10 protein-coding genes are annotated in these 12,116 nt (G+C 68.3%); 6 read left to right on the top strand and 4 right to left on the bottom strand.

The genetic code is table 11. The features are described from left to right. Nucleotides 1–67: 67 nt before the first annotated feature. On the bottom strand, nucleotides 68–1,219 hold the full coding sequence (locus ABN034_RS06815) for an MFS transporter (protein ID WP_349690507.1): 1,152 nt from the start codon (nucleotides 1,217–1,219) through the stop codon (nucleotides 68–70). After that, entirely contained in the window at nucleotides 1,220–1,378 is a 159-nt protein-coding gene (locus tag ABN034_RS06820) for a hypothetical protein (RefSeq protein ID WP_349690133.1), read from the bottom strand. It lies immediately after the preceding gene. A gap of 207 nt (nucleotides 1,379–1,585) precedes the next feature. Between ABN034_RS06820 and ABN034_RS06825 the strand changes: the two genes are divergently transcribed. From ABN034_RS06825 to ABN034_RS06845, 5 genes are all read left to right on the top strand, one after another. Next, entirely contained in the window at nucleotides 1,586–2,986 is a 1,401-nt protein-coding gene (locus ABN034_RS06825; RefSeq protein WP_349690134.1) for an amidase, read from the top strand. A gap of 49 nt (nucleotides 2,987–3,035) precedes the next feature. Beyond that, a complete protein-coding gene (locus tag ABN034_RS06830) occupies nucleotides 3,036–3,998 on the top strand; it encodes a hypothetical protein (RefSeq protein WP_349690135.1) in 963 nt (320 codons plus the stop codon). Nucleotides 3,999–4,127: 129 nt separating this feature from the next. Next, nucleotides 4,128–5,183 (top strand): amidohydrolase family protein, encoded by a 1,056-nt coding sequence (locus ABN034_RS06835; RefSeq protein WP_349331379.1) that lies wholly within the window; start codon nucleotides 4,128–4,130, stop codon nucleotides 5,181–5,183. Between the two features lie 15 nt (nucleotides 5,184–5,198). Further along, nucleotides 5,199–6,290, top strand: coding sequence for an amidohydrolase family protein (locus ABN034_RS06840; RefSeq protein WP_349690136.1), 1,092 nt, complete (start codon nucleotides 5,199–5,201; stop codon nucleotides 6,288–6,290). Continuing rightward, on the top strand, nucleotides 6,287–6,730 hold the full coding sequence (locus tag ABN034_RS06845) for a Rieske (2Fe-2S) protein (RefSeq protein ID WP_349690137.1): 444 nt from the start codon (nucleotides 6,287–6,289) through the stop codon (nucleotides 6,728–6,730). Before ABN034_RS06840 ends, ABN034_RS06845 begins: the two co-directional genes overlap by 4 nt. An 11-nt stretch (nucleotides 6,731–6,741) precedes the next feature. Here ABN034_RS06845 and ABN034_RS06850 read toward each other — a convergent pair whose 3' ends face one another. Next, nucleotides 6,742–6,945: a hypothetical protein gene (locus ABN034_RS06850; RefSeq protein WP_349690138.1), complete on the bottom strand. Its 204-nt coding sequence runs from the start codon at nucleotides 6,943–6,945 to the stop codon at nucleotides 6,742–6,744. A gap of 76 nt (nucleotides 6,946–7,021) precedes the next feature. Then, nucleotides 7,022–8,878, bottom strand: coding sequence for an ABC transporter substrate-binding protein (locus ABN034_RS06855; RefSeq protein WP_349690139.1), 1,857 nt, complete (start codon nucleotides 8,876–8,878; stop codon nucleotides 7,022–7,024). A gap of 1,109 nt (nucleotides 8,879–9,987) precedes the next feature. On the opposite strand from ABN034_RS06855, the gene ABN034_RS06860 reads away from it, so the two are divergent. Continuing rightward, on the top strand, nucleotides 9,988–12,081 hold the full coding sequence (locus tag ABN034_RS06860) for a serine/threonine-protein kinase (RefSeq protein WP_502878993.1): 2,094 nt from the start codon (nucleotides 9,988–9,990) through the stop codon (nucleotides 12,079–12,081). The last annotated feature ends 35 nt before the right edge of the window (nucleotides 12,082–12,116 follow it).

Genomic DNA, 12,116 nt, shown 5'->3' on the forward strand with positions numbered 1-12,116 from the left:
ACGCTACAACCATGACCGCTGGAGGCGGGTCTTCGGCTGGCTCGAGAGGTTCCGTCGGTCCCGACGATCAGGTGGAGTCCTGAGGGCTGTCCACGCCGGCCTGCCGTCGCTGGTCGATTGGCCGTCGCCGGTCGAACGGCTGTTGACGTCGACTGGCGGCCGCGTACAGCAGCGCGGCCACCACCATCGTCACTGGGAACACCGCGCCGACGAGGAGTCCCACCCGCAGGCCGGAGCCGTCACGGACGGGAAGGCTCGCCGCGAGGTCGCTCAGGACGCCGTCGCCTCCCGACGAGGCGAGGTCGGCGACGGCCCCGGTGATCCACGGCCCGCCCGCCCCGCCGGCGTCCCCGAAGATGGCCAGGACGCCGAACATCGCGGCCCCGCCGAGCGGGAAGCGCGCGGCCGCGAGGCTGAACGTCCCCGGCCAGAGCAGGCTCACCGCCAGACCGCAGAGCGCGCACCCCACGAGGCTCAGTACCGGGCTGGCGGACAGGGTGGCCACCAGGTAGCACGCGGTAGCGAGGGAGCCGCAGCAGACCAGCGCGGGCAGCAGGGGGATCCGTTCTCCCCACAGGCCGTACGCCATCCGGCCGATGCCCATGAGGACGGCGAACAGGCACGGCCCGGCGAGGTCCCCCCAGACCTTTGACACCCCGAGGCCCTCCTCGGCGAACAGCGACGCCCACTGGGACATGGTCAGCTCGGCCGCCCCGGCACTCAGCATGAGGACCATCGCGATCGCGAAGGCGGGCGCGCCGAGCAGCGCGCGCAGCGACATGCGGTGCTCGTCGGGCACGGTGGCCGGCAGCGGAACCCGCAGGAAAGCGACCAGGTTGATCAGTGGGACGATCGCCCAGACCAGGGGCAACACCTGCCACGAGCTCTGACCGATGGCCGCGAGCAGCAGCGTGGTGACCGCGACGACGCCGACCTGGCCCCAGCAGTAGAAGGAGTGCAGCAGGCTCATCTGCGCCGCCTTCGCCGCCTGCGGTGTGGGCAACGCGTCGACGACCGGGCTGACCAGGACCTCGAGCAGTCCGCCGCCGACGGCGTACACGATCACTGCCACACAGAGACCGAGGTAGGGCGACGGGGCCAGACTCGGCGCCACCGACAGCAGGACGAGGCCGAACGCGGCAAGGACGTGGGCGAGGACGAGCGGCCCGCGGTAGCCCGCCCGATCCACCACCTTGACGGCGATGACGTCGGTGACCAGCTAGGTGGCGAAGTTCAGCAGGACGAGCCGGCCCAGCATCTCCACCGGCACGTCGTACCGGGTCTGGAAGACGATGAACAGCAAGGGCGCGAGATTGTTCACGATCGCCTGCGTGACGTTGCCCGTGTAGCACGCCCGACGGGTGGAGTCGAAGGTCATGGCCGCCTGTGTGCCCTTGGTGATCGCCTCGAGGCCGTCGACTGCGCTGGCGACGTTGTGTGAGTATCTCCGGGTGGGAACGACCGCGGAGCCCGAAGCGTACCCATCACGTCACCGGCTCGGTCAACGGCGGCAAGCTGCCTGCTCAAGGGGTGTGTCCGGTGAGACAGAGCAGTGGGATCGACTGACCCGCCGGAGGCCGTACGCATGACAGCCGTAGACCAGCTGCACTACCTGCAGGGGACCGAACTCGCCGCTCTTGTACGTACGAAAGAGGTCTCTCCCGTCGAGGCCACCAAGGCCCAGCTGGAACGCATCGCCGCCCTCGACGACGAGCTCGGCAGCTACGCCATGGTCCTTGCCGACCGGGCGCTCGCCCAGGCGAGCCGGGCCGAGGAGGAGGTCGTCGCCGGCCGGATCCGGGGCCCGCTGCACGGCGTGCCGGTTGCGGTCAAGGACCTTGTCGACGTCGCCGACGTGCCCACGCGCGCGGGGATGCCGATTCGGTCCGAGGCGATCGCTGCGGCGGACTCGACGGTGACCGCACGCCTGCAGGCGGCCGGCGCGGTGATCCTCGGCAAGCTGAACCTCACCGAGGGGGCGTTCAGCGCGTACCACCCGACGCTGCGGGCACCGCTGAATCCCTGGGACCACGGACGTTATGCGGGCGTGTCGTCGAGCGGCAGCGGCGTGGCTGTCGCCGCCGGGCTGTGTTACGGAGCGATCGGATCGGACACCGGAGGATCGATCCGCTTCCCGTCGGCGGCCAACGGGGTCACGGGCGTGAAGCCGACCTGGGGCCGGGTCAGCCGGCACGGCGTCGCCGAGTTGGCCGCGACCCTGGACCACGTGGGTCCGATGTGCCGCAGTGCGGCCGACGCGGCGGCCATGCTCCAGGTGATCGCCGGCAGCGACCGGGCCGACCCGACGGCTGCCCGAGAGCCCGTGCCCGACCTGGTGGGGGCGGCCGGTCAGCCCGTCAAGGGACTCCGCATCGGTGTCGACAGCGACTGGATCCACACCGACGTCGACGATCCGACTGCCGCGGGCGTGGACCATACGGTCGCCGTCCTGGCGTCGCTGGGAGCCGAGATCGTCGAGATCCGCTTTCCTGATCCCCGTGCCGTGGTCGCGACCTGGTTCGACCTGTGCGCGGTGCAGGCAGCGATCGCGCACGAGGCCACGTTCCCGGCGCGACGAGAGGGCTATGGCCAGGCGTTGGTGGACCTGCTCGACCGCGGCCGGGCTCTGACCGGCATGGAGTACCAGCGGATGATCCTGGCGCGGGCGGACTTCAGCGGGCGGTTGGCGGCGGTGTTCGACGCGGCTGACCTGCTGGTGATGCCGGCCATGGCGTTCGTGACGCCACCGGTCGACCTTCTCGCCGAACTCGCCGGGCCGGACCGGTCGCGGCTGCGGAAGTTCACCGTCCCGTTCAACATGAGCGGCAGCCCCACGATCACCCTGCCGTCGGGATTCTCGCCGGACGACGTGCCGACCGCTGTCCAACTGGTGGCGCGGCACTTCGACGAGGCGGCCCTCGTGCGTGCCGCCGCGGCCTTCCAGTCCGAGACCACCTGGCATCGCCGGCACCCGCCCGGACTGTGACCCGCGACGAGCCGACGCCCCGCTGACGAGTCGATGTGGAGAAGACGACATGCGTACCATCCCTGCTCTTTTCGGTCCGTACGGCGGTGCCGCGGTGGAGTTCCTCGACCGGTTCGAGCGGTACGGCGCGAACGCCCTGTGGTTCCACGGCTTCGATCCGGCGGCGTTCGACGCCTGCGCGCAGCACGGCGTGGCGGCGTGCGTGGAGTTCAAGACGTTCCGCGCCGACTTCGCCGCCCGGCCGGAGCTGATCCCCCTCGGCGTGGACTGTCAGCCGATCCGGTACGGCCGGCTGGTCCAGGGCGTCTGCCTGTCCCAGCAGGACTTCCTGGAGGAGATCACGGCCGATCTCGTCGCCGGACTGCGGGAGTTTCAACCCGCCGGCATCTGGCTGGACTACCTGACCCACGCCGGCTGGTTCGAGGTGCCGGATCCGGACCTGCAGGACAGCTGCTTCTGCGCGGCATGCGTCGCGGACTTCTGTACCGCCACCGGCCTCGACACGACCTCGCCCGAGGAGATTCTTCGTACGGCGGCCAAGCAGTGGGAGCGGCACAACTGCGAACGCATCGCGGTGTTCGCCGGCCAGTACGCCGACCTGATCCATGCGTACCTGCCCGACTGCGTGGTGGGGGCGTACATGTGTCCGTGGCGGCCGGAGGAGTTCGACCGGGCGCTGAGCCGCATCTTCGCCCAGGACTATGCGATGCTCGCTCCGGCGATCGACGTGTTCACGCCGTTGATCTACTGCGCGAAGAGTGGGCGAGGTCCGGGCTGGGGGCGGGAGTTCCTGGAAGCGTCGGCCGCGTTCGTCCCGCACGACCGGCCGGTCCAGCTGATTCTGGACGCGAAGGACTTCCCGGCCAGCCTGCGCGAGACGGCCGCGTCCGACCACGCGAGCCGCGGTCTCCAGGTCTTCGACGGAGCCGCGATCTTTCGTGACTCGCACCTGTCCGCCGAGTTCGCCGCCGCCGTCGAGCAGATCCAGCGCCAGCCCTCAGCCGGCCAGTGACGACCACGATCCACCCCGCCGATGGCCACACTGGTCACGTCGTCGCGATCGTGAACACGTTCGTCCGGGGTAGCCTGCAGTGGAAACGTCTGATGAATTGCACCGTGCGGAACGACGAAGGAATCGGCGTTGACGATCATCGACTCCAACGTGCACAACGAAGTTCCCCACGTCCACGCCCTGCTGCCGTACCTCTCGGACTACTGGGTCGAGCAGATCGACAACACCGTTTTCCGTGGCCCGGCCGGCTACGACGCCCCCTACCCGCCGAACTCCGACATCGCTGTTCGGCCCGGCTGTCGGGTCGCGGACGGGCCGCCTGACCTGGAGATGACTCAGCGGCAGGTCCTCGGCCCGTCCGTCGAGGCCGCGATTCTCCTGTGCACCTACGCGGTGAACGGACTGCACAACCCCGACCAGGCGGTGGCGCTGGCGAAAGCCACCAACGACTGGCAGATCGCCGAGTGGCTCGACAGGGACAGCCGGCTGCGGGCGTCCATCGTCGTACCGTCGCAGCTTCCTCACCTGGCGGCGGCGGAGATCGAGCGGGTGGCGGACCACCCCGGCTTCGTCCAGGTCGCGCTGCCGGCAAGGGCCCACCATCCGTACGGCAACCGCCTCTTCCATCCGCTGTGGGAGGCGATCGTCCGCCATGACCTCGTAGCGGGGATCTACTTCGGCGGCGCCCCTGGCAATCCGACGACACCTGTGGGCTGGCCGTCGTACTTCATCGAGGAGTACGTCGGAATGGCGCACGTCTTCGCCGCCCAGCTGACCAGTCTGGTCAGTGAAGGTGTCTTCGATCTCTTCCCCACCGCACGCGTCACCCTCGTGGAGAGCGGCGTGACGTGGCTGCCGGCGCACCTGTGGAAGTTCGACAAGGAGTGGAAGAACCTTCGGCTGCAGGTTCCGTGGGTGAAGCGACCGCCATCGTCCTACATCCGTGACCACGTACGCCTGACGGCGGAGCCGTGGGACATGCCTGCGGACGACCGGCTGGCGCTCGACCTTCTCGACCAGCTGGGCTCGGAGGACCTGCTGCTGTTCGCCACCGGGTTTCCGCACCAGTCTCCTGGAAACCTCGACCACCTGTTGGGCGTGGTGCCCGAGGCCACGGCCGACAGGATCAGGGCGACGAATGCGCAGAGCTGGTACCGCGGCCTGAACCACGCCGAATCGTCGTGACGACGGAGGATTCTCATGACCGCAGTGACAGAGGCACCGAGCCGGCCGAAGCCCGACACCCAGGTCGGCATCGTCGACTGCGACACGCACAACACCTGGAACGATCTGTCGGAGCTGAGGCCGTTCGTCGCCGAGCGCTGGCACCGGTTGCTCGACGAGTTCGGTCCCGGGCACTACGCGGGTGGCGGTTATCCACGGTTCTGGGGTGACGCCGCCGACACCGCGCCGGACTCGGGACGCAAGTCCGGCTCCGACGTGGCCTTCATGGGTCGGAACCACCTCGACCGCCACGACATCGCGTACTGCGTCCTCATCCCGTCCAATCCCGTGACGGGCATGCAGAATCTGGACTTCGCGGCAGCCCTGGCGCGGGCGATCAACGACTGGCAGGCCGCGGAGTGGCTCGATCGGGAGCCGCGGATGCGTTCCTCGATCGCGGTGCCGACAGAGGACCCGGACGCGGCGGTCGCCGAGATCCGCAGGCTCGGCCACGACCGGCGGTTCGTCCAGGTGCAGTTCAGTGGCCGGCCGAGGGAGCCGATGGGCCGGCGGCGGTACTGGCCGATCTACGAGGCATGTGCGGAGCTCGATCTGCCGGTGATGTCACACGCCTTCGGGTCGTGCGGGAACCCGATCACCGGCACCGGTTGGGCGTCGTACTACATCGAGGACCACGTAGGACCGGCGATCTCCGTCCAGGCGAACATCACCAGCCTGATCATGGAGGGGGTGTTCGAGCGGTTCCCGACGTTGCGGTTCGTCTCGGTCGAGAACGGCTTCGCGTGGGCGCCGGCCCTTCGCTGGCGGATGGACAACGCCTGGACGCTTCTGCGGCACGAGGTCCCGCACGTGCGTCGTCCGCCGTCGGAGTACTTCGACGAGCACGTCTACCTCGCCACCCAGCCGGTGGAGGAGCCGGAGAGGCGGGAGTACTTCGGACAGATGCTGGACCAGTATCCGGGGTTCGTCGACCGGCTGCTGTTCTCCAGCGACTATCCGCACTGGGACGGCGACACACCCGCGCGTGCCGTGCCGCTGCTCCGCGACAAGGACGCGCGCGACAAGGTGCTCCGGCAGAACGCGCGCAGACTGTACCGCCTGCCGTGAAGTACGTCGTCGCGACGGTGGAGGAGATACCTCCCGGTGACCGCAAGATCGTCGAGGTCGCTGGTCGGTCCGTCGGCATCTTCAACCTGAGCGGAGAGTTCTTCGCGCTGCGTAACCGATGTCCCCACCAGGGTGCCGAGCTCTGTCGCGGAAAGCTGTGGGGGACCGTCACCGCGTCGGTACCGGGGGAGTTCGACTACACGCCCGGTGGCGAGATCCTCAGCTGCGTCCATCACGGCTGGGAGTTCCACATCAGGACCGGACAGTCATGGTGCGATCCGGACCGTCTCCGGGTCGCCGCGTACGAACCGGAGATCAGGGGAGGGGACGAGATCCTCGAGTCGGCGCCAGGTGAGGACGGAAGGGTCAGGGGTCCGTACGTCGCGGAGACGATCCCCGTCACGGTCGAGGGCCAGTACGTCGTACTCGACCTCGCCTAGCGAGCGGTCGACTAACTGTCGTCGTCCGAGGGCAGGTCCCACAGCTCGACATACCGCGTCGCCCCACACGCGCGACAGTAGGTGTCGATGGCATCCTCGTCGACCCAGGTGTGCGAGGTGTCCCGGCACAGGACGGGCATCACCCGCGGTTGGCTGATCACGATGCGCCGTCGTCGGCTACGAGTGAACTCGAAGTCCAGTTCGTCATCGGCCATGGGGACGATCATAGACAGAGTCGGCCGCCACGTTGCACGCGCCCGTGGCCACTTTGTTGGCCACTGGCGGCGGGTGTCACGCGGGTTCGAGCCGGCCTTCGAGGAGCAGCATGACGGCGTGGTTGTCGTCGTACGGCGCGTTCTGGTAGATCGGGTCGTCGTCGGGTGGCCACGCCTTCACGCGTTCGCCCTCCAGGGCGGCGTTGTTGCCCAGACGTTCGAAGATCGGGATCTTCGGGAGTAGCTCGTTGAAGATCAAGGCGAGCTGGGTGACCTTCGCCTTCTGCGCCTCGATGTCGAGCCCGGCGCCGGCTTCGGCGATGAGTTTCTGGATGTCGACCTCGCCGAAGGCCTCGGTGTTCTGGGTGAGCTCGAACGCCATGCCGCGGCCGAGTTGGGTGACCGCCACGGGAATGTTCTGCGTGATGAAGTCCATCTGCAGGGAGAAGTACGGGTGCGGACTTCCGTCGCTCCACTGCTGGATCGCGAGCTCGAACTCCCCCTTCGGGATCAGCGGGATGACCTCGGGGTTGACCATTCCCTTGTCCTCGATCGCGAAGCCGAAGTCGGTCAGCTGTTCCATGACGTTCACCGCGGCAGCGCCCCAGTCGGCGAAGTCACTGGGGTAGAGGAACTCGAATCTGGCGGGTCGGCCGTCCGGCATGGTCCAGCGCGTTCCCGACTTTCGCCAGCCGGCCTCGACCAGCAGTTGCTCTGCCCTGCCGGGGTTGTACTTGTACGGCTCCAGCTTGGCCCGGTCGGCTTCGGTGAGCCACTCACGGACCTGGATGTCGAAGAACCCAGCCATGAACTCCGAGGGGTAGGCCGACTCGCCCAGGGAGACCTCGGCAGCCTGCGCCTTGTCGATTGCGTAGGCGAGCGCCTGCCGTGCCTTGACGTCTTTGAACATCGGCACCTTGTCGAGGCTGAACGTGATCGCCGGTCCGATATAGGTCACCGGCTTGAGCACGCGGAATCCCAGCTGCTCGAACCGCTCCTGTGTCTTGAGGGGGAAGCCGTGAGTGGCGAAGTCGACCGACTTGTCGAGCACCTTGGGTGTGATGTCCGCGGTCTCGCCCTTGTAGATGACGATCTGGTCGAACTTCACCTTGTCGGCGAGGACGCCGTTGGTCTGCTTACGAAGGACGAGGCGGGTTTCGTCATAGGCCCCGAAGTCGTAGCGGAAGGGCCCTGACGTGATCACCTCGGACGGGTCTTCCATCGGGTCCTTCGGGCGCCAGCTCTGCAACTCGTCGCTGAGCTTGCCGCCCTCGGGGTCGTCCATCGAACCACCGGACTCGAAGAGCTCCTTCGCCCGCAGCGCGAAGTCGCCATAGATCTGGGCCGGGAAGATGTTCGCGCGGACGATGAAGCGCTCGACCACATCGGCGGGGTTGGTGAGCTGGAACGTGACCTGACGCTCGCCCGTCACGTCCAGGGACTTGATGAACGTCCACTCCTGCTGGCGCATGATCCAGCGACACCAGAACGTCGCCTCGACGTCCCTGGCGGTGATGGGTTCGCCGTTGTTCCAGGTCAGGTTCTCGGCGACGTTGTAGACGAACGACTTCTGGTCGAAGTCGAAGCTTTCGCACACGAGGTACAGCCACTCCTCGCGGGCCCAGTACCACATGCCGCCTGGTGCGACGATGAGGTCGAAGTACGCCCCCAGGTCGACGCGGTTCTGGACCTCTGAGAACAGGTTGAAGTGACCGCCATCGGCCGGCAGTAGATACGGCCAACCGCCATGGAACGCGGGGCCGTCACTGACTGCGAATGTCTTGTCACCATCTGACCTGGCCTTGCCTGTGGTGCAGGCAGTCAGGCCGGTGGCGCCGACCGCGCCGACCGCGCCGAGACCGAAGATCTCGAGGACACGGCGCCGGGAGACTTCCCGGTGGGATGCGCCGAAAGGGTCTGATGTCGACGTCATGCTCTGTGCCATCCTCGCCAGCCAGGGAGATGGGGCGGCCCAAATGTACGCGATCCCGCACAACCTGTGCTCTAGGTGCCGCGATGTGGCCATACGCACGCAAGCGGTTACAGAGTGCGGTCGTTTCCTTGTGGCGCTTGGGAAACAGCGCTCGGAACAGCCTGGCGGGACTGGTACAAACGAAGTGAAAACGTAGAGACAACCCAAACGGGCGGGTCATTGGCCTCTCCGGCCACTTCGGGTTATTCCCATTTATTGCTCCCACTCGCCACAGTGGGCGAGACTTGGCCCCGCCATCTCTCTGCTCGCGCAGTTCCACGCGAGTGGGGTGTGGAGCGTACGTCCGCATGTGCCAACCGCACCGCAGTGCCGGCACCACAGGGCGGCACTGGTCGGCGGTCAGGGCGAGGAGGAATGGCCGGATGGTTCGATGCACCGATCTCGCGTGCACCGGTGAGGTCGAGGACGGCTACTGCAACGTGTGTGGCCTGTCGCCGGTACAAGCGGCCAGGCCGGCGCAGGCGCCCCAGGCGCCGCCGCAGCCGCCCGGGTCAGCGCATCCGTCGGGCATGCCTGCGGCCAACGGACCCGCCCCCATGCAACCAGGCGTCGGCCCGCCGTCGTCCTGGCCTGCCGATCCCGGCGGGGCGCAGTTGTGGTCGCCGGGTCCGGGCGGGCCGGCGAACGGCCAAAGCTGGACGGGTGGGCCGCCGCCGGGCTCGCCGCAGCCCGCCACACACTTCCAGCAGGAGCTTCGCGGACCGGGCGGTGCCATTCCCTTGACGTCGCTCGCGCCGACGTCGCCTGCCCCGCAGCCGTCCGGTCCGGCGAGTGGGTCGGGTCCTTCGGGTGGGTCGGGTCCTTCGGGTGGATCGGATCCGTCGAGTGGGTCGGATCCGTCGAGTGGGTCGGATCCATCGGGTGGCTCAGACCCGTCGGGTGGGTCGGATCCATCGGGTGGCTCAAGCCCGTCGGGTGGCTCGAGCCCGTCGAGTGTGTCCAGCCCGTCAAGCCCGTCCAGCGTCTCGAGAGTGTCGAGCGTCTCGAGTCAGTCGGTGGTGTCGAGCCCCTCGGCCCGCAGCATCTCCACCGGGTCCATCTCCCACCGGATCAGTGGGCGGACGCGGACGACCAGCAGCCGCACGTCGCGCTCGGCCAAACGTGGCACGCTCGGCGCGGGCCTGGTCGACGTCGTCCCGGTGCCCGTTCGCGACCCCGCCGAGGCGGTCCTCGAAAAGCCCGAGGTCCGCGAGAAGGACCGCTTCTGCAGCGGCTGCAACGAGCCCGTTGGCCGCAGTCGGCCAGGCGTGCCCGGGCGACTGGAGGGCTTCTGCCGCAAGTGTGGTCGCCGGTACTCCTTCGTACCCCGCCTGAAGGCCGGGGACCTCGTGGGCGGACAGTACGAAGTGCTGGGTTGTCTTGCCTACGGCGGATTCGGCTGGATCTACCTCGCCCGGGACCGCAACGTCAACGACCGCTGGGTCGTCATGAAGGGTCTGCTGAACGCCGGTGACACCGAGGCCCTCATCGCCGCGGCGGCCGAGCGGGCGTTCCTGGCCGAGGTCGAGCACCCGAACATCGTCAAGATCTACAACTTCGTCCGCCACTTCGACCCGTCGACGGCCCAGATGGTCGGCTACATCGTCATGGAGTACGTCGGTGGCCGATCGCTCAAGGACCACCTGCTGGAGCTGCGCAAGGAGGAGGGCGACCTCGCCTCGATCCCGCTCAGCCAGTCCATCGCGTACATCCTCGAAGTGCTCCGGGCGTTCAGCTACCTCCACGAGCGGGGTCTGCTCTACTGCGACTTCAAGCCGGAGAACGCCATCCAGTCCGAGGAGCAGCTGAAGCTGATCGACCTCGGCGGCGTCACCCGGATCGGCGCCGAAGGCGACATCTACGGCAGCGTCGGCTACCAGGCGCCGGAGATCGCGACCACCGGCGCCTCGATCGCGTCCGACCTCTACACGGTCGGGCGGACCCTCGCCGTGCTCAGTTTCCCGTTCAGGGGGTTCTCGACGAAGCTGACCGACCGGCTCCCGCCGCGGGAGGAAGTCCCGCTCCTCCAGCGGTACGACTCACTGGACCGGTTCCTGCGACGTTCCACTCACCTCGAGGCGAGTGTGCGGTTCCAGGACGCGGCGGAGATGGCCGAGCAGCTCACCGGCATCCTGCGTGAGGTGCTGGCCTCCGAGGACGGGCGGCCGCGCCCAGGCCAGTCCCGGCTGTTCGGCATCGAGACCGACCCGGCGGGTACGGAGATCCCCGGGCTGGAGGGCACGCAGGGTCCGGTGCTCGGTGTCCTCGACCCGATGCAGGCGGCGGCGGCGCTGCCCGTCCCGTTGGTCGACCCGAGCGACCCGGCCGCGACCTTCCTGGCCGGTCTCTCCACGAGCGATCCGCACGACGTGCTCGCCGCGCTGCAGGCGAGTCCGGTGCAGTCGCCAGAGGTCATGCTGATGATGACGCGGACCACCATCGCGCTCGGTGACCTGAAGCGTGCCGAGGCGTTGCTCGTCAACCTCGCCTCGACGCTTCCGGGTGACTGGAGAGTGTTCTGGTACGACGCGGTGGCGGCGCTGTCCGTGGGCGAGCTGGGCATCGCCTCCGAACGCTTCGACGAGTTGTACTTCATGCTGCCGGGCGAAGCTGCCACGAAGCTCGCCCTCGCCTTCGCCCGCGAGTGCGTCGGCGACGTGGGCTCGGCCGCGAGCCTCTACGACACGATCTGGCGTACCGACCGCACGTATGTGAGCGCGGCGTTCGGACTGGCCAGGATCCTCGTCGCGGACGAGGACCGGGCCAGCGCGATCCGCGTGCTCGACACGGTGCCGAGCGTCTCCAGCCGCTACGTCCCCGCCCAGGTGGCGACCATCGCCTGTGCGGTGCGGAACCGCCGGCCGGAGACCATGACCGACGCCGAGATCACCAACGCCGCGGACCGGCTCCAGGCCCTCGGGCTCGACGCCGTACGCCACGACCTGCTCGCGGTCGAGATCCTCAGCGCCGCGCAGACCTACGTCCAGGCAGATCGGCCCGTGCGACCTGGCACCACCGTGCTCGGCGCGCTGATGACCGACACCGGACTGCGCCGCGAGCTCGCCCGGACCTATCGCCGCCTGGCCCAGCACTCGTCGGGCAAGGACGAGCGGTACACGATGGTGAGCCTCGCGAACTCCGTACGACCGAGAACGTGGGTGTAGACGTGTTGACCTGCCCGTCCTGCGAATACCCCGCG

The sequence above is a fragment of the Actinopolymorpha sp. B11F2 genome (assembly GCF_040195635.1).
GTDB lineage: Bacteria > Actinomycetota > Actinomycetes > Propionibacteriales > Actinopolymorphaceae > Thermasporomyces.